The organism is Pedobacter glucosidilyticus (genome assembly GCF_002483235.1).
GTDB classification, from domain to species: Bacteria; Bacteroidota; Bacteroidia; order Sphingobacteriales; family Sphingobacteriaceae; genus Pseudopedobacter; species Pseudopedobacter glucosidilyticum_B.
Genome location: NZ_DLHN01000028.1, coordinates 70927 through 97409, shown reverse-complemented (window position 1 = coordinate 97409; position 26483 = coordinate 70927). Strand labels below are relative to the sequence as shown.

Here is a 26483-nt window from a genome sequence, read left to right as displayed (position 1 = left end):
AAAGCGTTCATTAGAAAATATGCAAAACCAAGAGGCTCAGGAAACTCAACATATATCTTTAATTGTAGCAATAGACCAGCACCATGCCATTGGTAAAGACAACCAGTTACTATGGCATTTACCCAATGACTTGAAGTTTTTTAAAAAAACAACATCTGGCCATAGTATTATTATGGGGAGAAAAACTTATGATTCTATAGGTAAACCATTGCCTAATAGAAGAAATATTGTGATTACCCGTCAAACAGATTTACATATAGAGGGTGCCGAGGTTTTCAGTAGCCTTACCGAAGCTTTAAAACATACCAAAGACGAAAATGAAGTTTTTATCATCGGCGGAGCAGAAATTTATAAACAATCTTTACCCTTAGCCCATAAGATTTATTTAACCTTAGTACACCATATTTTTGAGGCAGACACTTACCTAAACGACTTAAAATTAGAAGATTGGAAGGTAGTAAGCAGAGAAGATTTTAGTAGAGATGATAAACATGCTTACGATTATTCTTTCCTGATACTGCAAAAGCCTTGATACATATATGAATAAATTAATTTTAGAAATTTTATAATTTAAAAATTTAATTAGCTTTGCCGTCTTATATAGAAGAGAAGTACTAATAATCAATTAAAAACAAAATGCAAAACAAAGGAGTAATTAAGTTTGCAGCAGTTATTTTAACATTACTGAGTTTGTATGCCCTTTCTTTTACCTTTTTTACCAACAAGGTAGAAAGTGATGCAAAAGAGTATGCAAAAGGCGATCCTGAAAAAGAAAGAATCTATTTAGATTCTATGTCTTCACAACCTGTTTATCCTCTACTTGGCCATACTTATCAGTATGTAAAAGAAAGGGAAATACAATTAGGTTTAGACTTAAAAGGTGGTATGAACGTAACCATGGAGATAGATTTATCTGCATTGATTAAAAGTTTAGCCAACAATCCGGATGATGCTAATTTCAATCAGGCATTAAAAAATGCTCAGAACAGATTAAAAACCAGTCAGGAAAGTTTAGTAACACTTTTTGTACAAGAGTATGAAAAATTAAGCCCTAGCGGTAAGCTAGCAACTTTTTATTCAACAAAAGAAAATGCTGCCGAGCTTAAGTTAGATGCTACCAACGCTCAAGTAAAAACTTTCTTAGAGAAACAAGCAAACTCTGCAGTTGAAAGATCATTCAATATCTTAAGAACTCGTATAGATAAATTTGGTGTAACACAACCAAACATCCAATTACAAGAAGGTTCTAACAGAATTTTGGTTGAGCTACCTGGTGTAACCGATAAAGAACGTGTTCGTAAGCTGTTACAAGGTTCTGCTAAATTAGAGTTCTACGAAACTTTTGAAAACCAAGAGATTTTCCCTCTTATCCAGAATATCAACAATATTTTAGCAGCTAAGCAGCCTAAAGAAGAAGCCAAACCAGTTGTAAAAAGTGCTGATAGCTTAGCAAAAGATGGTAACAAGCCTGCTTTATTAAGCGCTAAAAAAGATACAGTTGCCAAAGATTCTGCTGCGGCAAGTGCTGCATTAGCCAAATCTAATCCATTATTTGCTTTATTGGCTCCAGCAACTTTCCAAGGTGCTAACGGGCAACAAGGTTTAAGACCGGGTGCTGTTGTTGGTTATGCTAACCAAAGAGATACAGCAAAAATCAACGCTATTTTTGCCGAGCAAGATATTAAAGCTGTTATTCCGCCTAACGTTAAATTAATGTGGGGAGTTAAAGCTATCTCAGAAACAGATAAAGTTTTTGAATTATATGCCATTAAAGCTACTGGCTTAAACGGTGAGCCAGCTTTAGAGGGTGACGTTATCTCTAACGCCCGTGATGACTTTGACCAAAAAGGAAATCCTGAGGTGGTGATGGTCATGAACTCAGAAGGTGCTCGTGAGTGGAAAAGAATTACGGCTGCGGCTGCAGGTTCTGAAAAAAGCGAAGAGGACAATAAATCAATTGCTATTGTTTTAGATGGCATGGTTTATACTGCTCCAAGAGTATCTGGCGAAATTCCTAACGGTGTATCTTCAATATCTGGAAACTTCACTCCAGAAGAAACAAAAGATTTAGCTAACGTATTAAAAGCTGGTAAATTACCGGCTCCAGCTAAAATTGTTGGAGAATATGTTGTAGGTCCTACCCTAGGTAAAGAGTCTATAGATAAAGGTTTAGCTTCTTCTGTAGCAGGTTTATTAGTGGTATTATTATTCATGTTGTTTTACTATAACAGAGCAGGATGGATTGCAAACCTTGCTTTATTAGCTAACTTATTCTTCTTAATTGGTGTAATGGCATCTTTAGGTGCTGTATGGACTTTACCTGGTATTGCAGGTTTGGTTTTAACCATAGGTATGGCAGTTGATGCCAACGTTTTGATTTATGAAAGAATTAAGGAAGAGTTAGAAGCTGGTAAATCTTTAAGATTGGCTGTTGCCGATGGTTTCTCTAATTCATACTCTGCCATCTTAGACTCTAATATTACAACCTTAATTACTGGTGTTATTTTAATGGTGATGGGTTCTGGACCAATCTTAGGTTTCGCAACTACTTTAGTTATTGGTATTATCTGTTCTTTATTTACAGCTATATTTATCAGTAGATTGGTATTAGACCAAAAAGTTGAAAAAGGTCAAAACATCCCTTTCTCTTCTTCTTTTACCAAAAAATTATTTAAAGGTTCTACTTTTGATTTCGTAAAAGAGCGTAAGAAATTTTACATCATCTCTTCTGTCATCATCATTGCGGGTATCATTTCTATTTTTACTAGAGGCTTTAGTTTAGGTGTGGATTTCCAAGGTGGTAGAACTTATGTAATCGAGTTCCAGAAAGAGATAAGCACTTTAGAAGTAAGAAACGTTTTAACCGAAGCATTTGAAAACGATGCTCCTGAGGTAAAAAGTTATGGTAATGGTGTAAGGGTAACTACAGATTACTTAATTACTGATGAAGGTGCTGATACAGAGAAAATTGTTGAGAACAAACTTAACGAGGGTCTTAAAAAGTTAAACGCTCCTTACGAAATTAAGGATGCACAGAAAGTGGGCCCAACAGTGGCTAATGATATTAAAACTTCTGCTATCTATGCTGTTTTACTATCCATTTTTGCCATTTTTGTTTATATCTTCATTAGATTCAGAAGAATAGAATTTGGTTTAGCTTCTATCGTAGCTTTAGCACACGACGTTTTAGTGGTGTTAGCTTTCTTCTCTTTATTAAACGGTTTTGTACCTTTTTCTTTAGATATCGACCAATCCTTTATTGCTGCTATTTTAACTGTTCTTGGTTATTCTATTAATGATACGGTAGTTATTTTTGATAGGGTTAGAGAATACTTAAACGATAACAGAAATAAGAATGAAAGCATGGGAACTATCATTAACAACGCACTTAATAGCACATTAAGTAGAACTGTTGTAACGGGTATGTCTACCATATTTGTTTTGATTATCTTATTTATTTTTGGTGGCGAGATTCTAAGAGGTTTCTCTTTCGCTATGTTAATCGGGGTAATTGTAGGTACTTATTCTTCATTATTTGTGGCAACTCCGGTAGTTGTTGAGTTTATGAGAAATAAGAAAGATCATAAAGAATAATCAATAACAATAAGAATCATTAAAAAGGGCTTGTAGAGTTTTTCTACAAGCCCTTTTTAATTTAGATGCCTGGCTGCTTATTGCTGCCGTCTTCATCTTCCAGCTCATCCTCTTCTAAGTCCTCGCCGTCTTCTTCCATAAATTCTTCTTCTGCCTCTTCATCATACTCTTCTGGCAAGATAGACTCGTTTTCATTTACAGGGCCAATATCTTCATCTTCTTCCCCTGCTTCTTCAAAAACTCTTGGATTGTTTTCGTTTTCCTGATTACCGTTTCTTTCTCCCGGTTGACCATGAGTTTGCTCGTTAAACTCGTTTTGATTTTGATTTTCCATAATGTTTGTTTTTATAGATAGTAATTAATTAAAGTCTTTTTTTTAGACACTTTGGGTTATACAACTACCATGCAAAATTTAAAACAAACCAAAAATCATCATGTATATCGCATCAATTGTTTATAGGTTAAGATAAAAACAACAATTTTAGATGCTTTATAAGCGTTAGATAAATTTCTAATAAAAAATAAATGCTTATGAATGGTTCAATATTTCTTTCACTGATGATACTTGTTACGTACTGTACTTAGTACGATAAAGTTTAATAAGATGTCTTAAAAATCTTACTCATTATTGGTATTACCTGCCTGATAGGTAATGATGGTTGAAACCTTTACCTCCGTTATTTAAGGGTTACAATAATCACAATAGGTTGGATCTTCTGTAGTTTTTTGATGTGGGTATAATTCTTCTTTACTAAATTCGCAATGTTGGCAGGTATAAACATAACTCAGGGTTGATTTTGTTGGTAAACCACACAAGCTACATCTAAGGCCTGGTTTGGCAACTGTTATATCAAAACCTGGCATTTGGCATTGCGGACAAAGAGATTGTATTTTTTGAAGTAGTTTATATGTAGCTTTTTCTATGATTCCCATACGAGTAGGATTATAGAGTGCTCTCATATCAGTTTCGGCATAAACACTTTGGTAATGCTTATAAAGATGATGAAAGGTAGCTATTAAAGTTTCTGTATCTACAATTCCTTTATGAATATCTTCAAAGGTATCTTTTGATGGTCTTAAGATTAAAGCATGCTGAGGAAAACCTATTTCGCTGGCAAATGCTAACAATTCTTTCTCATCACTTATTTGCTTACCGTTAAAATTAGTTACAGTATTTAGCTCCCTCGCAATAATCTCTATCCCCATTTTCTGGTCTATAAAAATTAAAAATTCATCATCAGCATTCACAAAGAATAAGGATGGATGCGGACCAAAAGAACCTTCGCTTGCCAAGCCTAAATCACAATTATTTAATTTCATGGCTCTCAGGCATTTTTCTCTAGCGGTTTCAATAGGGTCTAAACATCGCTCTACCTCGCCTGTAAATGTACCCAAGGTATCGGTATCAAAATTTTCATCGATAAAGCACTTTACACCTAATTCTTTTTCTAAAATAGGTGCAATAACCATTTCCTTTTTATGCTTTGTAGCTATGATTAACTTTCTTCCATTAAACATTTAAGCTGGTTTTATAATTTTTTAGCTAAAGTGCTGATGATCGCCATTTAAAGATTTAAAGTAATGATAATAGGCTATAATCTGAAACATAAAAATCACTATTGATTTTGGGTTTAATAAATGAATGATATTTAATAGATGGATACATTATGAATTAAATATTTATGAGCTTTAAAAGCTCTAAAAACCTCCCTCCTATACCTCGTTAAACTATCCCAATCCTTTTAAAAACTTACTTAGCCACCAACCAGAATCTTTAATGGTTCTTTCTTGGGTATCAAAATCTATATGAATAAGACCAAAACGAGGATGGTAACCTTCTGCCCACTCAAAATTATCAGTTAATGTCCAAACGAAGTAACCTTCTACCTTATAGCCTTCTTTTTTGGCTCTTAAAACCTGTTTAATATTGTCTTGAAGATATTTCAGTCGCTCTGTATCATGAATATGCCCGTCTTTTTTAACATCCGGGAAAGCAGCACCATTTTCTGTTATCAGGAGTTTTTTAATTTGAGGATAAGCATTAAACTGCTTGATCATTTGGTAAATAGCTTCCGGATAAACTTCCCATTTCATGCTAGTGATGGGTACTTTTCTTTTTTCGGCTTTTACCAAAGAAGCACCAATATAAGGTGTTAACCACGAGTTTTTGATAATTTCTCGTGTATAGTTTTGTATACCAATAAAATCAAAATCAAAGCTTAGCTGTTCTAAATCTCCAGCTAAAATATATTTCTGTAAACCTTTAAGCACAGGAAGCTCTTGTACGGGATAACCCAAGCCTAGCAAAGGCTCAATATATAAGCGGTTTAACAGTGCATCTACACGGGCAACCGCTTTTCTGTCTCTTTCTAAGTTGCGGTAAGGTTCTAAATAAGAGCAGGAAAAAGTGGTACCAATATCAGCATCTGGCTTTATTTGCCTGATGATTTTGGCGCTGGCTACAATAGCCATTGTAGCGTGGTGTATGGCAGGCAGAAAATTTTTCATCCCTCGCCTACCTGGTGCATGTAAACCTAAAAAATAACCTGCCCCGGTAAATACTACAGGTTCGTTCATCACAATCCAGTGTTGTACTTTATCTCCAAAAGTGATGATGCAAAGTTTGGTAAACTCCTCAAACCAGGTGATAACTTTTCTATTTGTCCAGCCGCCTTGTTTTTCTAGTTCCTGAGGTAAATCCCAATGATAAAGGGTAATCCAGGGGGTAATGTCATTTGCCAAGCATTCATCAATAAGTTGATGATAATAATCAATTCCGGCTTGGTTTACTTCCCCTGTGCCTTTAGGTAAAATACGCGACCAAGATATAGAAAACCTAAAATTAGGAATATGTAGCTTTTTGATTAAGGAAATATCTTCTGTATAGCGATGATAAAAATCACAAGCTATATTCCCATGATCTCCGTTTAAGACTTTGCCCTTTTTGTTGGTAAAAACATCCCAAATGGATGGCCCTTTACCATCTGCATCGTGGCCTCCTTCTATTTGATAGGCTGCAACAGAAACGCCCCATTTAAAATCGGGACCAAATTCTTGAACTGATGGAAATTCTTCTGGATTTATTGGCATGCCTTAACAAAAATTACGACTGCAAAATACATCCAAAAATCAAATATCAAAATAGCTGTAGTATTTAATGGATTTAAATATGATTTAATTTTGGTTATCAGAGCCATTTATACATCCTACACCTTATGTTGCGTTAACGATGGTAGCGACATCCTTTTTGGCTCCAAAAGCCAAAAAGATATAGCGGACAGCGTGTTAAAACGCCCAAAACAAACCTCATTTGAGAACCCCATTTAGTGGGTAAATAAAGAACGCATCTTGTTTAAAAACAATAGTTCTTTTATTTTATCGAGATATTTTATAAACCAATGATACATCATGTTGTATTTTAATGATGTATAAAAATAGGTATCGCTTATAAATTTAGCGTTTATTTAAAATGAAGAAATGGTTAAATACTGAGGGTGAAATCAACTTCAAACACATGCCCATGTTCTACAAACTGTATAGCTTCTTTTTGGCTAATATCTTTCAAATCTTCATCGCTATCTGCATAACCTAACCAAGGCTCTATGCAAACAAAATTTGCTCCAGGTTTTGCCCAAACACCTAAAGAAGTAAAATGTGGAAAATCAAGTTTTACAAATTTATTTCCTCTATTATTTTTTAAGGTTACACTTCTGGATTTTATGTTTTTAAATACCAGTGCATCAGTATCAAACAAGGTTTTGCTAAGTTTTAATTCGCCATGGTCTGCAATTGGTGTTGTTTTCCCGTTAAATAATCCTTCCTCAGATAAGCTTGAACTTTGTAGATGTTCTGGATGCTCGAAAAACAAGGTATAATCTTCATAATTTTCTGTAGCTATAAGCGGAACTTTAAAAGCCGGATGCGCCCCAATAGAGAAATAAACACGTTTATCATCTAAATTAATGACTTTATACATGACTTTTAGAGAACGCCCTTTGAGCTGATATACCACTTGAAACTCGAATTTATAGGGATATTGCTGTAGGGTATCATCGTTAAAACGCAAAGCAAAATGTGCGTGGTCTGGTGCAGATTCTATCCTTCTAAAATTACTGGTTCTGGCAAAGCCATGCCTGTTCATGTGGTAAGTTTTACCATCAACCAAAAGCGTATGATTTTTTAAATTACCTACTATAGGGAAAAGGTTGGGTGCATGATAAGCCCAAATAGCTGCCTGTGCATCCCAGATATATTCGGTTTGACTTTCTTTATCAAAAAGAGAGCTTAGCTCTGCCCCTTTCATGTTAATGGTAACTTTTAGCTGGCTGTTTTCTAAAATAATCATACGCTTAACAATTAAAGTTTTTTGAATTTGCTGGCTAACATTTTCAGCATATCTTCATCAGCGGGTTTAGCTAAATCAGGATCTTGTGTTTTTGCTACAGGTTTATTAAAGTGTACTTTTGTTTGTTGTCCGTGTTGTGGTTTTGGCTGGTGTTGTCTGTTTTCGTTTTTCTGGTTCTTATAATCGGTCCAAAGTTTTTCTAAACGATGTTTGGTGTATAAAGGAAAATCTCCGTTCATCATCCATGCATAATAACTAGGTTCTTCATCAAAAACCTGAAAAACTGTTTTCCCTTTATGTTTTCCAAAGTTAAAACAGGCAATATTATCGTTATTAAAAACCATTCTGCCAGCAAAATCTACGGGTTTATTAAGGTTGGTAAACTGGTGTAAAGCGGCTACATCATTAACCACTGGTTTTGATATTTTGCCGTTTTTATCTTCCCAATCTTGGCCTTCGTACTTTTCTATCTGTGCCAGTAAAACTTCGTAAGTAGCTTTGATATCAGCCTCGGCAGAGTGGGCATTGATGATATCTTTTCCACAATAAAACTTATAAGCTGCTTTTAGGGTGCGCTGCTCCATCTGATGGAAAATATTTTGCACATCTACAAAATGTCTGTTATCAATATCAAAAAGAGCTTTTACACGTAAAAACTCTTCCATCAGCATAGGTATATCAAATTTATTAGAGTTATAGCCTGCTAAATCTGCATCTCCGATAAAATCTATAATTTCCTGTGCAACATCTTTAAAAGTTGGCGCATCTTTTACATCCTCATCATAAATACCATGTATTAAGCTAGACTCTAATGGAATAGGCATTTGAGGGTTTATTTTGAGGGTTTTAATCATTTCGGTACCATCTGGCATAGCTTTTAAGATAGATATTTCTACAATACGATCTGAGGCAACGTTTATACCTGTTGCTTCCAAATCAAAAAATGCCAGTGGGCGCTTTAGCTTTAATTTCATTTATTTTGTTCTTATATAAGTGTTGCATGAAATACTAAATTGCTTCACTTGATGTTGATAAACTCTTTCAAAGGTGAGTAATTTATACGGCTATAGAAAGCAAAATTTTCTTTTGTTAAAAATGTTTTATTTGATTGAACCGCCTCTGGAAAAATATTTATAGGTATAAGGGTCTTTCAATTTCTGTACCATTACCCCTCTTCTAGTACTGGCGTGTACATAATAACCATTTTGAAGGAATACTCCTACATGGCTAAATTTCTTTTTATCGTAATCAAAAAAAACCAAGTCGCCCTCTTTAAGCTGCCCTTCATATTTTCTTTTGATGATTTTTACTTGTTCTGCGGTGTTTCTAGGGATGTTTTTATGGTAAATTTCTTTATAAAGTAAATGGGTAAATCCCGAGCAATCTATACCGTTTTTACTTAATCCGCCTAAGCGATATTTTGTTCCTAACCATTCATCAATAAATTGATACAATTCTGGGTTCTTAATTTTCTTTTTAGGAACATCCATTAAACGGGCATACTTTTGTACTACAGCTGTATTATTTTTAGATGAGCTAAGATTTTTTCTGGAAGAACAGGCAACGAATAGAAAGGTAGAGAGAAAGTAAAAGAGTAATACCCGCTTTTGCATATTTAAAATTAATGATTTTGTTTGATGGATAAACGAGAAATATATTATGGTATTACAATTGAGATACTGTTTTTAAATAAAAAAAGATGATAGAACCAGAAAAATATCAGGATTTAAGTCCTAAAGAAGCCATAGCTTACCAAAAGGAATTAAGAGCCTTAATTAACTTAGAGGAGCTAAAAAAACCTATTCGATATATAGCTGGCGCTGATATTTCTTTTAATAAATATGAGGAAACAGTTTATGCTGGCATTGTGGTTTTAACCTATCCAGATTTAATAGTTGTTGAGGAAGCCACGGCTATTTCTAGTACTACTTTTCCTTATGTTTCTGGATTATTAGCTTTTAGAGAAATACCTGCTTTACTGGAAGCTTTTAAAAAATTGAAACAATGGCCAGATGTGATGGTGTTAGACGGACAAGGGATAGCACATGAAAGAAGATTGGGTATTGCCACACACTTTGGTTTATTAACCGATGTACCTAGCATTGGTTCTGCAAAGAGCAGGTTACATGGTCTTTATGAAGAACCTGGTGATAAGCCTTTTTCCCAATCACCTTTATTAAGTAAACAGGAAATAGTTGGCTTTGCCTTAAGAAGCAAAACCAAGTGCAAACCTATTTTTGTATCGCCCGGTCATAAAGTTTCTTTAGCCCAAAGTGTAGAAATTATGAAAAATTGTATAACCAAGTATCGCATTCCAGAACCTACCAGATTAGCTCATTTATTAGTAAATAGCATTAGATTAGCACATAAAAACTTATAAAGGCGGCTATTGACTTATTGTTGTACATTCTTCTCTAGGCTATTATAGTATTTTTGCCAGATTCTGTATCATTTTTGCAAAAACTTCTATATACCGCACAACTTCCTTAATTTCATTAAACATAAACCAAAACGTTTTTTTTAATGATGATTTTACGCTTTTCAAGCTTTGTGCTTAGCTTGATTTTACTCTCTATTTCCTTATCGGCAGAGGTAAAATTGGCCCGAGTTTTTACGGATCACATGGTTTTACAGCAGCAAACAACTGTAAAGCTTTGGGGTTGGGCCAAGCCAAATGAAAAACTATCAATTTACAGCAGTTGGGATAAAAAACAGCAAGGTATAAAAGCTAACAACAAAGGCGAATGGTTAGTGTATCTACAAACACCAAAAGCTAGGTTTAAACAGCAGGAGATCAAGATTAAAAGTACTTCAGGTGATGTAAAACTTCAAAACATTTTGATTGGTGAAGTTTGGTTATGCGGCGGGCAATCAAACATGGAAATGCCTATGAAAGGCTTTAAAAATCAGCCTGTTTGGGGTGCTAACGAATCGGTACTTAAATCTTCCAATCCAAACATTCGGGTATATACCGTACCCAGAGGTTCTCAGTTATTACCACAAGACACCAGCAAAACTTCCTTTTGGAAGGTAGCGCAACCAGAAAGCATTGCAAATTTCAGTGCCACCGGCTATTATTTCGGCAGGATTTTACAAGAAATGCTGGATGTTCCCATTGGCTTAATCAATTGTAGTTATGGTGGTTCTGTTGCAGAAGCCTGGATGAGCAAACAAGCCCTTCAAGAATTTAAAGACATCAATATTCCTATCAGACAGGATAGTATAAAATCTCCTAACCGTACGGCTACCTTATTATACAATGCCATGCTAAAACCCATTATTCCGTATGCCATAAAAGGCTGTATTTGGTACCAAGGCGAATCTAACTACGAAAGACCAGACCAATATGAGTCTTTATTCCCGGCTATGGTAAAGCATTGGAGAGACGAATGGAAACAAGGCGATTTCCCTTTCTACTACACACAAATAGCCCCTTATAACTATGCGCAGCTACCTCCTTATCGTGTTGGTGGTAAGTATAACTCGGCTTATATCAGAGATGCCCAGCGCAAAGCCGAAGCTAAGATTAACAACTCCGCTATGGCGGTTTTGTTAGATATTGGTGAAGAAAACAACATCCATCCTATGCGTAAAGAGCCAGTTGGAACCCGCTTGGCTTTATTAGCATTGGCTCAAACTTATGGCTTAAAAGGTTTTGGTTATGCTAGTCCGGCAGTAGAAAGCACTCAAATCAGCGGAAGCGTTATGACTTTAAAATTTAAAAACGCCCCTAACGGCTTAACCAGTTATGGCAAAGAGCTACAACAATTTGAAGTTGCTGGGGCCAATAAACAATATTATCCTGCAAAAGCCAGTATACAAGGTAGTACGGTTGTAGTATCTTCTCCTATGGTGAAAGAACCTGTTGCAGTAAGGTATGCTTTTAAGGATTTTGTGGTTGGCGAGCTTTTCTCTACCGAAGGTTTACCGCTTTCGTCTTTCAGAACTGATGATTTTTAAATGAAAAAACAAACTTTATATAGCCTGATTTTTATTATAACACTTCGGTTAACTGCTGTTGCGCAAGATATTAAGCAATATCACCCGGTTTGGCTTACGCAAAGTAAAAACTCTGGGGAATCTATGCCTTGCGGAGGTGGAGATATAGGCCTAAATGTTTGGACAGAAGATAACGACATCCTGTTTTACCTTTCTAAAAGTGGTACGTTTGATGAGCATAATATGCTTTTAAAGCTAGGCAGGGTACGAATAAAGCTGAGTCCCAACCCATTTGCTAATGGTGCTTTTAAGCAAGAACTTCATTTAAAAGAGGGTTTCATTACCATTGATGGCGATGGTACTAGTGTAAAAATAAGTGTAGATGTTTTTCATCCCAATATTCGTGTAGAGGTAAGAAGCAAGAAAGCCATACACACTCAATTGATTTATGAAAGCTGGCGTTACCAAGACAGGTCATTAAAAGGGAAAGCCAATAATGCCAACTCTTGGAAATGGGCACCACAAGAACCCGTTGTGGTTTATGCCGATAGCATTACTTTTGAGCAAACCAACATCTTGTTTTACCATAGAAATCGTAAGCAAACCGTTTTTGATGCTACCGTTAAGCAGCAAGGTTTGGCCAATATTCAAGATAGTTTATACAATCCTTTAGCGCATTTAACGTCGGGTGGTATCATCAGCGCAAACAATATGAAAGCTGCTGGTATCCAAACAGGAAAATATCTGGATACTGATTTTAAAGCTTGGCGTTTAAGCAGTATCAAGCCGAGTAAATATCAGCAAATTAACATCACTTTATACCGAGCGCAAACGGTAAACATACAGACTTGGAAAAATGAGCTTAAAGAAGCTCAGCTTAAAGCTTTAAAAGACAAAAAAGCAGAAGAGAACACCCTCTCCTGGTGGCGTAATTACTGGCAGCGCTCTTATATCTACACCAAAGCAGCAGAAAACACTGAAGATTGGCAAATAGGTAGAAATTACCAGCTTTTTAGATACATGTTGGGTTGTAACGCCTTTGGACAATGGCCTACCAAGTTTAACGGCGGTTTGTTTACTTACGACCCTTCTTTAACCGATAGCACCCAAAAATTTACTCCCGATTTCAGGAATTGGGGAGGTGGTACGCATACCGCACAAAACCAGAGATTGGTGTATTGGCCCATGTTAAAATCGGGAGATTTTGATTTGATGTTGCCTCAATTTAATTTCTACCTGAATGCTTTGAAAAATGCCGAGCTACGCACCCAATTCTACTGGAAGCATAAAGGCGCATCTTTTACAGAGCAATTGGAGAATTTCGGACTACCAAACCCGGCAGAATATGGATGGAAAAGGCCTGCCGATTATGATAAAGGAATGGAATATAATGCTTGGCTAGAATACGAGTGGGATACTGTTTTAGAGTTTTGTATGATGATGCTAGAGCATGAAAACTATGCAGGCAAAAACATCCAAAAATACATTCCTTTTATAGAAAGCTGCTTAACTTTTTTTAACGAGCATTATACTTATTTAGCCAAGCAAAGAGGTAGCAAAACTCTGGATGCTAACGGACATTTGATTTTATACCCGGGTTCTGCTGCCGAGACTTATAAAATGACTTATAATTCAAATTCTACCATTGCAGCCTTAAAAACTGTATTAGAGCGTTTGCTAGTCTTGCATAACACTTATTTATCTGCCACACAAAAAACACAATGGGAAACCATGTTAAAACGTATCCCTCCTATTTCTTACCGTGTGGTAAATGGAAAAACGACCATTACCCCGGCTAAGCTTTGGGAGCGTATCAATAATACCGAAACACCTCAGCTTTACCCGGTTTACCCTTGGGGGATATTTGGATTGGGAAAAGCGGGTTTAGATACAGCTATTCATACTTATACATACGACCCTGATGCGCTAAAATTTAGAAGCCATGTGGGTTGGAAACAGGATAATATTTTTGCTGCCCGTTTGGGTTTAGCCGATGAAGCTTACCGCTTAACCACTTTAAAATTGAAAGACTCGGGCAGAAGATTTCCAGCTTTTTGGGGACCAGGATTTGATTGGACACCAGACCATAACTGGGGAGGCTCTGGCATGATAGGTTTACAAGAAATGCTAATGCAATGTGATGGAGATAAAATCATGCTCTTCCCTGCTTGGCCTAAAAATAAAGACGTAAGCTTTAAACTACACGCCCCAAAACAAACTATTGTAGAAGCAAGCCTAAAAAACGGAAAGCTAAAACACTTAAAAGTAACACCTGAAAACAGAAGAAAAGATATCATCAATTTTATTGAGCAATAATATGGAAAGAGTAACCGCACATTATTACATAGAAACACCTTTAGAAATTGAAAAAGCCGCACAAATACTAGCTGGTGAGCAATCATCAGGAACTTTTGTAGCTGTACCCGGTGAAACCGAAGAGCTAAAAAACAGATTTGCTGCCCGGGTAGAAAATATCCAATACCTAGAAACGGTTGATGAACCTGCTATCCCTGGTATCATGACTGCTGGTAAAAAATACCATAGGGCTAACCTAGAAATATCATGGTCTATAGAAAATTTTGGCTATAACCTTCCGGTGATGATTTCTACCCTGCAAGGGAATTTATATGAGCTTAGCCAATTTACAGGTTTAAAACTGATGGATATTGAAATTCCGGATTCTTTTAGACTACATTTTGAAGGTCCGGCTTTTGGTGTTTCGGGTTCTAGAGCACTTACAAAAGTTTACGATAGACCTATGATAGGCAACATTATTAAGCCTAGCATTGGCATGTCGCCAGAACAAACCGCAGATTTGGTAAAAACCCTTGTAACTGCTGGTATAGATTTTATTAAAGATGATGAATTGATGTCGTCTTCTGCTAATTCACCTTTTGCTAAAAGAGTAGAAGCTGCAATGAGGGTGATTAATGAACACGCCGATAAAACAGGTAAAAAAGTAATGTATGCTTTCAATATCAGTAATGAGATTGATGAGATGCAGAGGAATTACGAAACTATTATTGCCCACGGTGGTACTTGCGCTATGATAAGTTTAAACAGTGTGGGCTTAGCAGGAGTTAAAAAAATATGCGATAACAGACAGCTATGTATCCACGGACATAGAAATGGTTGGGGAATGCTTAACCGCCACCCTTTATTAGGGATAGCGTTTACTGCTTATCAAAAGCTATGGCGCTTGGTTGGGGTAGATCAAATCCATGTTAATGGCATCCAAAATAAGTTTTGGGAGTCTGATGACTCTGTGGTTAAATCTATCAAATCATGCCAGAAACCATTGTTAGGTGGTTATGGTATTTTACCTGTAGTATCATCCGGACAATGGGGTGGCCAAGCACCAGAAACTTACAGACGTACCCAAACTACCGATTTACTTTACATGGCAGGTGGTGGTATTTTGGCGCATCCACAAGGTGCTAGTGCTGGTGTTATAGCATTAAAACAAGCCTGGGAAGCTGCTGTAAACGGCTTAAGCATCACGGAAGCGGTACAACAATACCCAGAGTTTGCTCTTTCTGTAGAAAAATTTGGCAAAAAAGCATGAGCATAACAGCAAACAGGTTATTATTATCTTTTTATGGTGATGACTTTACTGGCTCTACCGATGCGCTTGAGTTTTTGAGTAAAGCAGGTATTAAAACCATGCTCTTCATATCAGCGCCAAGCAAAGAACAATTACAGCAATACCCAGATTTACAAGCTATTGGCATTGCAGGCATGAGCAGAACCATGAGCCCGAAAGCTATGGAAGCCACCTTAAAACCAGCTTTTGAAGCTTTAAAAGCTATCAATCCAGAGCATGTGCATTATAAAATATGCTCTACTTTCGACTCGTCACCAGAAAGAGGAAATATTGGCATTGCTATAAAAACGGGGCAATCTGTCTTTAAAACTTTGGTGCCTTTAGTGGTTGCTGCCCCTGCCCTAGGCAGATATTGTACTTTTGGTAATTTATATGCCCGTATGGGGATAGGTAGCCAAGGACAAATTTACCGCTTAGACCGCCACCCATCCATGAGCAAGCACCCTACTACGCCAGCAACAGAGAGTGATTTACGCTTACATCTGGCTAAACAAAGTACTGTAAAAACAGGCTTATTAGATATTCTGGATATCGCCAAAGAAAGCGAACAAAGAAAAGAAAAACTTCATTCTCTGATAGCAGAAGGAAATGAGGTGATACTTTTTGATGCTATTGATGCCACACACATGGAAAGTATTGGCGAGTTACTGGCCAATATAGCCCCTCGGGACCATCCCCTTTTCTCAGTTGGTTCATCTGGAATAGAAATGGCTTTAGGTTTATATTGGAATCGTATCGGTCGTATTAAAAACAAAGAAAATTGGCCTCAGCCTAGCGCTGTAAAGCCTTTGTTAGTGGTTTCTGGCAGTTGCTCTCCGGTTACTGCCCAACAAATAAATCAGGCTGTAGCCATTGGTTTTGAGGAAATTGCTTTAGATACTGTAGCCATAGCCAAGCAGCAAGATGAAGAAATCCTTAAGGTAATTACCAAAGCTGTAACGTTTTTAAGAGCCGAAAAAAATGTGGTTATCCATACCAGTAAAGGCCCGGATGATGAACGTTTAGCCAATACCGGAAAAATCTTAAAACAAGATGAGCAGCTAACTTCTGCCTCTTTATTAGGTACGGTCTTGGGAAATATCACCAGAGCCATTTTAGAAGAGGTAAAACTACCACGATTATTACTAGCAGGCGGTGATACATCTAGCTATGCTGCCAGAGCTTTGGGTATAGAAGCCGTAGAAATGATAGCTCCGTTAAGTCCTGGAGCACCTTTATGCAAAGCTTATGCACCAAACTCGCCAGCTGATGGCATTGAAATAAATTTTAAAGGCGGCCAAGTAGGTGCGCCCAACTATTTTGAACATATACAATCAGGAAAAATTTCATAAGACATACACATGCAAACTAAAACATTAGGATTAATTCATACTTCTGCAACCTTAGTACCTTTATTTCAAGGACTTTGCGAAACCCATTTACCCAATACAAAAGTTTTTAATATGGTTGATGATAGTTTAATTAAAGATGTCATCAGCAAGGGAACGCTTACTCCGGCAACAGCTAAAAGAGTTGTTAATCAGGTAGCATCAGCAGAAGCTGCCGGGGCCGATTATATTTTGGTAACCTGCTCATCTATTGGTGCAGCGGTAGAAACTGCTGCTAGCCTTACGCAAGTTCCAGTGATTCGAGTAGACCAAGCTATGGCAGACCAAGCTGTACAAAGTGGTAAACGTATTGGCGTTATAGCTACCTTGCCTACCACTTTAGAACCTACCAGCGATTTGGTAAGAAGAAGAGCCATAGCAGCAGGTAAAGAAATTACTTTGGTTGCTAAGCTTTGCGATGGTGCTTTTGAAGCTTTAATGAGTGGAAATTCCGCTAAGCATGATGAAATGGTAGGTTCGGCATTAAAAGCATTAAGTAAAGAAGTAGATGTTATTTTATTGGCACAAGCTTCTATGGCTCGTGTGGTTGATGGCTTAAGTGCCGAAGATAAAATTGTTCCTATACTGGCTAGTCCTGCCATAGCGATACAAGAACTGGCTAAAATCATCCATGCTTAATTCTATCACCATGCTCACGTTACGTAAAATCTGCTTATTTCTGGCTATCGTTGCATTACTACTTTTGATAGCTGGTTTAAGCCTACAAGATCCACAACTTTGGAAATATGCGGCTTTAGGATTAGCCATATCCACAGCTATTGGTATAGGTGCTTTACCCGCTTTAAAGGGTTATCAGTACACAGCTTGGATAATAACCGCCGTTGTAGCTGGTATGATTTTTCCCACGGCTTTTCAGAAATGGGGAGATTTTGATTTACGTAATAAATGGCTCATCCTTATTGTGATACAATTGGTGATGTTTGGCATGGGCATGCACATGAAAATTTCAGATTTTACAGGCATCAGTAAAACTGGAAAAGGCATTACCATTGGCTTATTATGCCACTTTACCGTGATGCCTATCATGGGTTTTATCCTTACTAAAATATTTCATTTTGAGATGGAAATTGCTGCCGGTATCATCCTTATAGGCTCTTGTTCTAGTGGTTTGGCTTCTAACGTGATGACTTATATTGCCAAAGGTAATTTGGTGCTTTCTGTAACGGTAACAGCTATTACTACGCTTTTTGCACCCTTAATGACGCCCTTTTTGATGAAATTATTAGCCGGCACACTTATCGAGGTGAAATTCATCAATATGATGATGGAGATTATTAAAATTGTGATCATCCCTATTATGGCAGCGCTTATTCATGATTATTTAAAAACTGCTTCTGCAAAAGAAGTTAGAAAAGTAAAGTTCATTTGTATTTTGGCTATTTTATGGTTAATCACTCAGTTAGCAGGTTTATGGGCTATTTTAAGTAATTATTTCTCTTTACCTGTATTAGAAAGCTTAGAGATTTTAAACTTTTTTGCTGGTGCTATCATCATCGGTTTTGCTTATCACCAATTGGCTAATAGGTTTAAAAATTTAGATGGGATGATGCCTTACGTCTCTATGGCAGGGATTATTTATTTCACTACGGTAACCACAGCAGCAGGGAGAGAAAATTTAATGCAAGTAGGCTTGCTTTTATTTCTAGTAGCTGTTATCCACAATGCAGCAGGTTATTTTTTTGGTTATGTATTTAGTCGATTATTAGGTATGGATAAGCCCTCTGCCCGCACCATTGCTTTCGAAGTAGGTTTACAAAATGGAGGTATGGCCTCTGGCTTAGCTGGTACAATGGGTAAATTAGGTACAGTTGGACTTGCAGCAGCAGTTTTTAGTCCTTGGATGAATATTTCAGGTTCTATTTTGGCTAATTATTGGCGAGCTAAGGCTTTAAAAGAAGAAGAAGAAAAGCCCTAGCTTAAATCTAAATTATATTACCAATTATTTAGCTATAAAAAACCAAAGATTATATCTGATGTTAACATCATAAGTTTATTTTTTTGCTATCTATACTTATAAGTTAGCTAAGGAGTAATAATCACGAATTACTATCTATTTTCTAAAAAAATAAATAATTATATCTTTAAAGCATGAGACTATTCTTACAATGGACTATTTTAATCCCAACAATAGCATGGTTGCTGTTTTTTTCTGGTGCTATAGATAATAGTGCCATTACTCAGATGATTGCTAGTTTATTGCTCATTTTAAGTGTAATATCTGCGGTTCATCATTCTGAAATTATTGCACACAAGGTTGGAGAACCTTATGGTACCATCATACTAGCCATTTCTATCACTGTTATAGAGGTTTCTATCATCATATCTTTAATGGTTTCTGGCGGTCAGGAGGCTGTTTCTTTGGCCAGAGACACTGTTTACTCGGCAACTATGCTTATTTTAAATGGTATTGTTGGCCTCTGTTTGTTTATTGGTGGATTAAAACATCATGAGCAAACATTTTCAAAACATTCTGTTACTATAGCCCTAGTATCCATAATTTCTATTATAGTTTTTACCCTGATTATTCCAACATTTACTGTTAGTGTACAGGGCTCCTATTATTCTACCCCACAACTTTTGTTTGCTTCTATAGTTTGTATCGTTATCTACGTAGTATTTTTAATGGCACAAACCAGCAGGCACAGAAACTACTTCTTAATACAAGAAAATGAAAACCACACGCATACTCCGGTTAACATTAATAAGCGCATTTTTATATTAAGTTTAATATTCCTGATTGTAAGCTTGGGCATTGTGGTACTGTTGGCAAAAACTTTATCTCCTACGATAGAACGCATCGTTATCCATCATAACTTACCGCAAAGCTTGGTTGGGGTTATTATTGCAGGAATTATTTTATTACCAGAAGGCATTGCAGCCATCATTGCAGCTAGAAAAAATAAATTACAAACCAGTTTAAATTTATCATTAGGCTCTGCATTGGCTAGTATTGGTTTAACCATACCCAGTGTTGCAGTTGTTTGCTTAATTTATGATATGAAGATTATATTGGGCTTAGATATTAAATCTATCATTCTTCTAGGACTCTCTGTATTTATTACCATGCTTTCGTTAAGTAGTGGCAGAACCAATATTGTTTATGGAGTAGTACTTTTAGTGAATCTTTTTGCCTTTATATTTTTTATCATTTACCCTTAGTATACAAACATAATTAGTTTGAGATGATGTTTAACTAAGTTTTTGGATGTAAAAAATTATTTTTTCTACCTGTTTATCTTCATCAGGTTGTGATAAAATATCATGAAAAATCATTTCTTGTTTTTTAGAGTCCAATAGTTTAAATTTTTCTATGAGCTGAGCATCTTCAAAACTTAATAATATTTGTTTGTAATCTTCTATTTTTTTGATGGTTTCCAGATACAAAGACACCTTTACTTTATCTCCGGCGTTTTTACCAATAGCTTTTCTAATTTCTTCGTTAATAGCCAAAAGTTTATCTGATTTTTTTCGGGGAGATAAATTTTTACAGCTAATTTGAAATCCATCTATACTACCCGAAACTTTTAAAGAACCCCAACGACCTTTCAAATGTGCCGTATGAGGGATAAGTAAATGATATGTCCAAGCGCCCATACCCGCTGCGTATTGTATCGTTAATTCTTCATCTTTTACTAAATAATCCATCTCTTATAGCTTATTAAACTCAGCAATATTAAGATTTGTTTAGACTATTGGATAATTAATGAAAAGAAACATCAGGATTTTAAAAAAATAAAACGGAATCTTTTTACAGCATTCCGTTCTAAAAACCAAACCAAACCAATATTTAAAATAATTTAATCAATTTAATATATGCGCTTTTGTTTTTTACGCAATAAAATAAGAAAGGTTGTATTTATGGATAAATTTTCATGAAGAAAATGTTTTGTTTAAGTTTACATCATTAAATGTTTTAAAAAGTTAAACAAAACATCATCACTATCGTTTAATAGCATAAAATGAAAAAGAATAAAACCATTTACCTGTTAGTTGCTATTTGTGCTTGTATTATCTTATTTGATATTTTCTTGCTTTTTAGGTCGTATGATGAAATCAGCAGAACTTATGAATCCGTACAAAGTAAGTACGATTTTACAGTGAGCTCTTATTCCTTATTAGAGAATATTAAAGATGCAGAGTCTGCCAAAAGAGGTTATTTGCTAACAGAAAATAAGGCTTATTTAGAAAACTATTATAAAGCTAGTTTTAGGATAAATTTTGAGAAAGAAAGATTTAAGAAAATATTAGCATACAAAGAACTATCTCAAAATGAGAAAGAACAAATTAATCAATTACTATATCTGGTTGATCTAAAAAGTGCACAATTAAAACATGTCATAACATTAAAAACGCACAATAAAAGTGAGGAGGCCATTGCTTTGCTAAAATCATATAACAATATCAACTTGTTTGATAGTTTAGAAAACAATATTAAGAAAATCAATAGCCATAAAAAGTATCAAGAAATTAAAGAAAAGAAAATAATTACTGATACCAGAGAACAAACTAAATTGATATTAACATGTAGCCTTATTTTAGTTCTTATAATTTTAATTGTTATTACCATGATTTTGCCAGAAGACAAAGCTACGAACTGGGTTGAGTCTTGAAAAAATCATCAATAAAATTAACAAAAAACAATTCTTTAGATGCTCTGGTACAGGCTGTATAAAGCCATCTTAAAAGTTCTGTATTTAACAATTCTGGTGTTAGGTAGCCTTGGTCTACAAATACAGCAGGCCACTGTCCACCTTGGGCTTTATGGCAAGTAACGGCATAAGCAAACTTAATTTGTAAGGCATTATAATAAGGGTTGGTTTTTAACTCTTCCATCCTAACTCGCTTATTGGCTATATGCTCATAATCTTTCATCACTTCATTAAAAAACAGTTTTTGCTGCTCATAAGGAAGATTAGGGCTTTCTGTATACAAGGTATCTAATAAAACTTTAGCTTCTATTTGATAACCTTCATCCGTACTATCTAAAATTTCTAATTGAACATCAGCAAACCTAAAACCATACATATCATGGATATTCTTAACTCTGGTAATTTTTGCAATATCTCCATTGGCTATAAAACCGCCCTTATCTTCGGGCATCCAGAAATAGTTGTTCTTTACAATCATCACTAAATCTCCGCCTGTTAATTCATCTTCCCGCCAAAGTATTTGGTTTCTGATATGCTGATTATACATATTGGCATTTTTATTAGATCTACAAACCACTAAGCAATGCTCTAATCCGTATTTATCATACGCATAGTTTAAACCTTCAATAATTTTATCTCCCGTCATTTTATAAACATCTTTATACCCTGTTGTTATCAGCGATGGGAAATTACTTTCTTGCTTTCTTATTTGATTTCTGATACGTGTAGCATTAAATAAGATTCCTGATTTTTGTGCTTGCCTTACAACATCTGTAAGCTCTGTATATATCACTTCTAGCGAATAAGCTTTTAAATGAGCTACTGATAAAGCTGGGCTTTCTACAGCGTTTACCGGAGGCAATTGGGCAGTATCACCAATAAAGATTAATTTATTGCCTTTATCGTTGTAAACATAACTTATCAAATCTTCCAACAAGCTACTACCGCTAAAATCAGTTTTATCATCGCTAATCATAGAAGCTTCATCTACCACAAAAAATGTGTCTTTATGGAGATTTGGAGCTAGGGTAAACATTAAATCTGGAGTTCCTGCAACGCGTTTACGATAAATTTTACGATGTATGGTAGATGCCTGAAGCCCTGAATAATTAGCAATCACCTTCGCTGCCCTTCCGGTTGGTGCAAGTAATATAACTTGCCTTTTTTGCATTTTTAAAACATTAACAAATGCACTTATGATGGTAGTTTTACCTGTACCGGCGTAACCTTTTATCAGTAAAGCAATATCTGGCTGTTGACTGGTCACAAAATCTTCTAACAATTTAAATAAAGCTAATTGCTGCTCATTAGGTTCGTGAGGAAATTTCTGACTTATGGATTGGGCTATAGACATGTTCTTCAAATTTCATAAAAATTTTGAACTCATAGATGAATTAAAAATTTTACTTTTGTTACTCATGGAAGATATCATCATTCAATCAGCCGATTTTAATCCAGAAAATTCAAATCTTCAACAATTAGTTTTAGAGCTTGATGAAACTGGCTATCAATACGCTATTGTTCAAAATCAATCACTAAAGCTTGTAGGCTATCACCCGTCACATAGCTTTTCACACCATCATGATTTATTTAAATCAGATTTTGCACAGGTAAAAGTATCTATAATGACCAAATCTTTTACTTTTATTCCAGAACTACATTTTAACGAAGCTATAGAGGCTAAATTGAAAGCTATTATTGGTTTTGATCCTTATCAGGAAAGTGTTTTTAAACGATTGATTCCTAGAACTGATATCCATGCTGTTTATACCTTTAAGCATACACAAATAGAAGAGGCAAATCGTTATTTGCAGGATGCTAAACTTTACCCTCAATTTATTCCGCTTTATGTGGGTACAAAACAACTTCATACAGAAACTTCTTATCCAGAAATGTTTTTAAATTTTAAAAAAGAACATGGTGAAGTGCTTATACTAAAACATGGTGAATTATTTTTTTACAATATTTTTGAAATTAAAAATCAGGAAGAACTCAAATATTTTTTGATGTTGATAATTCAGGAGAAACATATCAATACCAAAGAAACACCTCTTAAATTGAGTGGAAATATCGATAGCGGGCATGTTTATTTTAATGAAATAACTCATTTATTTACGGATGTTACTTTGATAAAAGATATACCCTTTATAACTGCTGATGAAAATTTTACGGAAGCACCATTACATCATTTTTTTTCTTTATTAAGCATGGCTTTATGCGAATAATTGGAGGTACATTAAAAGGCATCAGGTTAAATCCGCCAAAAAAATTACCTGTAAGACCAACTACTGATATTGCTAAAGAAGCTCTTTTTAACATTTTAACTAACCAGCTAGAAATTAGTGATTTAAAAATATTAGACTTATTTAGTGGAACTGGTAATATTTCTTTAGAATTTGCATCAAGAGGAGCTCAGGAAATTATTGCTGTAGATAGAGACTTTGGTTGTTATGGTTATCTAAAAGCGATAAGTAAAGATTTAAATCTTACCCAAATCAAAGCTATCAAAAGTGATGTTTTTAAGTTTTTAAATACTGAAAACCAAACATTTGATTTGATTTTTGCAGATCCACCTTATGATTTAACCAACATCCCAGAAATAGCAAAGATTATTTTTAACAAGCAGCTTTTAAAACCAGGCGGAATTTTAATTATCGAGCATCAAAGTATGCAAAATTTAGCTCATCATCCTAACTTTACAGATGTAAGAAAATATGGTTATGCTGCATTTAGCTTTTTTACAAATTAATATTTAAAACTATGAAAATTGCCTTATTCCCTGGTTCTTTTGATCCTATTACAAAAGCCCATGTAGATATTTTAAGAAGATCTATCTCACTGTTTGATAAAGTTTATGTAGGCATAGGATTAAACAGTAATAAACAGCCTTTAATGGACGCAAACCAAAGATTAGAAATGTTAAAAGCTGTTTTTAAAAGCGAACCTAAAATAGAAGTAATTTCTTATGAGGGTTTAACTGTTAATTTTTGCCAAAAGATTGGTGCTTCTTACATGATTAGAGGTATTAGAACTGTGTCTGATTTTGAATATGAGAAAGCTATAGCACAAATGAATCATGCTTTAATACCCAATATAGAATCTATATTTATTTTAAGCAAACCTGGTTACTCTTCTATAAGCTCTACCATTGTAAGAGATATTTTAAGATATGGCGGTGATGTAAGCCAATTTGTACCAGCAGAAGCTCTTCCTTTTCTTCCGGCTTTAAACAATATCTAACACATCCAAGATAGAAGGATAAGTATTGGCTCTTACCAAATTCCAATCTTTTTTAGCTATCCATTTCACTTCGGTAATCCCCTCTTCTAATTGCGGAATAAGCTTTTGGTTTGATTTACTTAACATGGCATACCAATGAGAAACCTTTAAAACAGGCTTGCCTTTTATTTCGTACACGTGGTAAGTTTTAATCAGTTTTTTTCCAAGTTTTTTAACTACAATACCACACTCCTCCTCCACTTCTCTTACGGCAGCATCCCTTTTACTTTCATCTTCTTCCAGCTTGCCTTTAGGTAAATCCCATCTGCCATTTCTTTTGATAAAGAGGTATTTACCCTCGTTACTTTCTACCAAGCCACCTGCTGCCTCAATGATGCGTAAAGAACTTTTTACCCCCTTAAAAACTGCTTTAGGATGCTCTGTTAAGAGGTAAAATACAGATTGTGGATTTTTTGATAAAGACTTATAAAATTTTTCAAACTCAAAAGACTGAACATCAAGCATTTGATAATCCAAAGAATCATCCGGTTTAATAGAAGTTATAATTAACGCCTTTTGGTTTATATAAATATTGTATTTTTGAGCCATGTACAACAAAAGTGAAATCGAACAGAAAATTGCTGAATTTTTGTTGCAAATTAAAGCAATTAAATTACAACCTACTAATCCTTTTACATGGGCCTCTGGTTGGAAATCACCAATATACTGTGATAACCGTATAACTTTATCTTATCCGGCTATTAGAACCTATATCAGACAAAAACTTTCTGAGCTGATACAAGAAGAATTTGGTTCTGTTGGAGCGATTGCAGGTGTTGCTACTGCCGGTATACCACAAGGAGCTTTAGTTGCGCAAGAACTAGGTTTACCGTTTATTTATGTGCGCTCTAAACCTAAAGAACACGGTACGCAAAGCTTGATAGAAGGCGAAATTAATGAAGGTCAAAGAGTGGTTGTGATTGAGGATTTAATTTCTACAGGTAAAAGTAGCTTACAGGCTGTACAAGCTTTAAGAGATGCAGGTTATGAGGTAGCAGGTTTAGTTGCTATATTTTCGTATGGTTTAGATGTATCAGTCGAAAATTTTCAGCAAGCAAAATGCCGTTTTGCAACATTATCTAACTACTCTGCTTTATTGGCTTATGCCGCAGAGCATCATTTTTTCCCGGCAACTGATTTACAGTTATTAGAAGAATGGAGAAAAAATCCTTCAACTTGGGGCAAACAATTAACCAATACTGCTCATGACCATATTTGAAAGCAAAACCACACTTACTAAAAGTTTTGCAGAAGTTTATCAATTTCTTGAGGATTTAAACAATCATCAACTCTTGATGCCCGAAAATATTTATAATTGGTCTTCAACCCGAGACGAAGCTCGTTTTACCATACAAAATATGGCTAAGCTGGCTTTAAAAGTTGAAGAAAGGATAGTTAACGAAAAAATAACCATTACGCCCGCAGAAGAAGCGCCTATTGTGCTAAACTTAGTATGGTCTTTATCAGAAATTGATCATCAAACACAGGCAACACTTACTATATCTGCCGAGTTAAATATGATGATGAAAATGCTTGCCAGCGGTCCCCTACAAAAACTAGCTGATTTCCAGACACAAGCACTCAAAAATAAACTGGGATAATCTCAAAATTGATTTTAAAAGCGCAATAAAGGCGCTTTTTTTTATGCTAAAAATTCATCCAAACTTCGCTAAAACAGCCATTAT

Annotated in this window: 25 protein-coding genes; 16 read left to right on the top strand and 9 right to left on the bottom strand. The window is 35.4% G+C overall.

Annotated elements, in window-relative coordinates; all coding sequences use genetic code 11:
- Nucleotides 1-19 precede the first annotated feature (19 nt).
- Both B2745_RS12780 and secDF read left to right on the top strand, forming a co-directional pair.
- Complete coding sequence (locus B2745_RS12780) at nt 20-532, top strand: dihydrofolate reductase (protein WP_304067277.1); 513 nt, start codon at nt 20-22, stop codon at nt 530-532.
- Nucleotides 533-636: 104 nt separating this feature from the next.
- The gene (gene secDF, locus B2745_RS12775) at nt 637-3594 is read left to right on the top strand and encodes a protein translocase subunit SecDF (RefSeq protein WP_304067274.1); all 2958 of its coding nucleotides are present in this window, start codon (nt 637-639) and stop codon (nt 3592-3594) included.
- Nucleotides 3595-3655: 61 nt separating this feature from the next.
- Here secDF and B2745_RS12770 read toward each other — a convergent pair whose 3' ends face one another.
- The 6 genes from B2745_RS12770 to B2745_RS12745 all read right to left on the bottom strand — a co-directional run bounded on the left by B2745_RS12770 (nt 3656) and on the right by B2745_RS12745 (nt 9552).
- Nucleotides 3656-3928 carry a hypothetical protein gene (locus B2745_RS12770; RefSeq protein ID WP_304067271.1) on the bottom strand — a complete coding sequence of 91 codons (273 nt, stop codon included), beginning with the start codon at nt 3926-3928 and terminating at the stop codon, nt 3656-3658.
- Between the two features lie 347 nt (nt 3929-4275).
- Nucleotides 4276-5112: a DUF6671 family protein gene (locus B2745_RS12765; protein ID WP_304067268.1), complete on the bottom strand. Its 837-nt coding sequence runs from the start codon at nt 5110-5112 to the stop codon at nt 4276-4278.
- 210 nt (nt 5113-5322) lie between these two features.
- The gene (locus tag B2745_RS12760; protein WP_304067265.1) at nt 5323-6684 is read right to left on the bottom strand and encodes a GH1 family beta-glucosidase; all 1362 of its coding nucleotides are present in this window, start codon (nt 6682-6684) and stop codon (nt 5323-5325) included.
- 391 nt (nt 6685-7075) lie between these two features.
- On the bottom strand, nt 7076-7939 hold the full coding sequence (locus tag B2745_RS12755; protein WP_304067262.1) for an aldose 1-epimerase family protein: 864 nt from the start codon (nt 7937-7939) through the stop codon (nt 7076-7078).
- An 11-nt stretch (nt 7940-7950) separates the two neighbouring features.
- Nucleotides 7951-8913 carry a 3'-5' exonuclease gene (locus tag B2745_RS12750; RefSeq protein WP_304067259.1) on the bottom strand — a complete coding sequence of 321 codons (963 nt, stop codon included), beginning with the start codon at nt 8911-8913 and terminating at the stop codon, nt 7951-7953.
- A gap of 126 nt (nt 8914-9039) precedes the next feature.
- Nucleotides 9040-9552, bottom strand: coding sequence for a C40 family peptidase (locus B2745_RS12745; protein ID WP_304067256.1), 513 nt, complete (start codon nt 9550-9552; stop codon nt 9040-9042).
- Between the two features lie 86 nt (nt 9553-9638).
- Here B2745_RS12745 and nfi point away from each other — a divergent pair, with 86 nt between their 5' ends.
- From nfi to B2745_RS12705, 8 genes are all read left to right on the top strand, one after another.
- Nucleotides 9639-10319, top strand: coding sequence for a deoxyribonuclease V (nfi, locus tag B2745_RS12740; protein ID WP_304067254.1), 681 nt, complete (start codon nt 9639-9641; stop codon nt 10317-10319).
- Between the two features lie 143 nt (nt 10320-10462).
- Complete coding sequence (locus tag B2745_RS12735; RefSeq protein ID WP_304067251.1) at nt 10463-11899, top strand: sialate O-acetylesterase; 1437 nt, start codon at nt 10463-10465, stop codon at nt 11897-11899.
- Nucleotides 11900-14194, top strand: a complete 2295-nt coding sequence (locus B2745_RS12730; protein WP_304067249.1) for a DUF5703 domain-containing protein — start codon at nt 11900-11902, stop codon at nt 14192-14194.
- 1 nt (nt 14195) lies between these two features.
- Nucleotides 14196-15443, top strand: coding sequence for a ribulose-bisphosphate carboxylase large subunit family protein (locus B2745_RS12725; RefSeq protein ID WP_304067246.1), 1248 nt, complete (start codon nt 14196-14198; stop codon nt 15441-15443).
- Nucleotides 15440-16813, top strand: a complete 1374-nt coding sequence (locus B2745_RS12720; protein ID WP_304067243.1) for a four-carbon acid sugar kinase family protein — start codon at nt 15440-15442, stop codon at nt 16811-16813. Before B2745_RS12725 ends, B2745_RS12720 begins: the two co-directional genes overlap by 4 nt.
- 9 nt (nt 16814-16822) lie before the next feature.
- Entirely contained in the window at nt 16823-17488 is a 666-nt protein-coding gene (locus tag B2745_RS12715) for an aspartate/glutamate racemase family protein (protein ID WP_304067241.1), read from the top strand.
- On the top strand, nt 17481-18785 hold the full coding sequence (locus B2745_RS12710) for a bile acid:sodium symporter family protein (protein WP_304067240.1): 1305 nt from the start codon (nt 17481-17483) through the stop codon (nt 18783-18785). The genes B2745_RS12715 and B2745_RS12710 overlap by 8 nt, the downstream gene beginning before the upstream one ends.
- Before the next feature lie 173 nt (nt 18786-18958).
- Nucleotides 18959-20029: a calcium:proton antiporter gene (locus tag B2745_RS12705; protein WP_026904704.1), complete on the top strand. Its 1071-nt coding sequence runs from the start codon at nt 18959-18961 to the stop codon at nt 20027-20029.
- Between the two features lie 30 nt (nt 20030-20059).
- On the opposite strand, the gene B2745_RS12700 is transcribed toward B2745_RS12705, so the two are convergent.
- Nucleotides 20060-20515 (bottom strand): DUF1905 domain-containing protein, encoded by a 456-nt coding sequence (locus B2745_RS12700; RefSeq protein ID WP_304067237.1) that lies wholly within the window; start codon nt 20513-20515, stop codon nt 20060-20062.
- 314 nt (nt 20516-20829) lie between these two features.
- Here B2745_RS12700 and B2745_RS12695 point away from each other — a divergent pair, with 314 nt between their 5' ends.
- Nucleotides 20830-21480 (top strand): CHASE3 domain-containing protein, encoded by a 651-nt coding sequence (locus B2745_RS12695; RefSeq protein WP_304067234.1) that lies wholly within the window; start codon nt 20830-20832, stop codon nt 21478-21480.
- Here B2745_RS12695 and B2745_RS12690 read toward each other — a convergent pair.
- Nucleotides 21458-22873, bottom strand: coding sequence for an ATP-dependent DNA helicase (locus B2745_RS12690; protein ID WP_304067232.1), 1416 nt, complete (start codon nt 22871-22873; stop codon nt 21458-21460). The two genes, B2745_RS12695 and B2745_RS12690, sit on opposite strands and share 23 nt — an antisense overlap.
- 64 nt (nt 22874-22937) lie before the next feature.
- Between B2745_RS12690 and B2745_RS12685 the strand changes: the two genes are divergently transcribed.
- Genes B2745_RS12685 through coaD form a run of 3 tightly spaced genes read left to right on the top strand, consistent with a single transcriptional unit; the run spans nt 22938 to nt 24759 of the window.
- Complete coding sequence (locus B2745_RS12685; protein ID WP_304067229.1) at nt 22938-23744, top strand: DUF3822 family protein; 807 nt, start codon at nt 22938-22940, stop codon at nt 23742-23744.
- The gene (gene rsmD / locus B2745_RS12680; protein WP_304067226.1) at nt 23735-24268 is read left to right on the top strand and encodes a 16S rRNA (guanine(966)-N(2))-methyltransferase RsmD; all 534 of its coding nucleotides are present in this window, start codon (nt 23735-23737) and stop codon (nt 24266-24268) included. The genes B2745_RS12685 and rsmD overlap by 10 nt, the downstream gene beginning before the upstream one ends.
- A gap of 11 nt (nt 24269-24279) precedes the next feature.
- Entirely contained in the window at nt 24280-24759 is a 480-nt protein-coding gene (gene coaD / locus B2745_RS12675) for a pantetheine-phosphate adenylyltransferase (protein WP_304067223.1), read from the top strand.
- Here coaD and B2745_RS12670 read toward each other — a convergent pair.
- A complete protein-coding gene (locus B2745_RS12670; protein WP_304067220.1) occupies nt 24745-25347 on the bottom strand; it encodes an NUDIX hydrolase in 603 nt (200 codons plus the stop codon). The two genes, coaD and B2745_RS12670, sit on opposite strands and share 15 nt — an antisense overlap.
- Between B2745_RS12670 and pyrE the strand changes: the two genes are divergently transcribed.
- The gene (gene pyrE, locus B2745_RS12665; protein ID WP_304067217.1) at nt 25346-26017 is read left to right on the top strand and encodes an orotate phosphoribosyltransferase; all 672 of its coding nucleotides are present in this window, start codon (nt 25346-25348) and stop codon (nt 26015-26017) included. The genes B2745_RS12670 and pyrE overlap by 2 nt on opposite strands.
- Complete coding sequence (locus B2745_RS12660) at nt 26004-26399, top strand: SRPBCC family protein (RefSeq protein ID WP_304067215.1); 396 nt, start codon at nt 26004-26006, stop codon at nt 26397-26399. Before pyrE ends, B2745_RS12660 begins: the two co-directional genes overlap by 14 nt.
- Nucleotides 26400-26483: the final 84 nt, after the last annotated feature.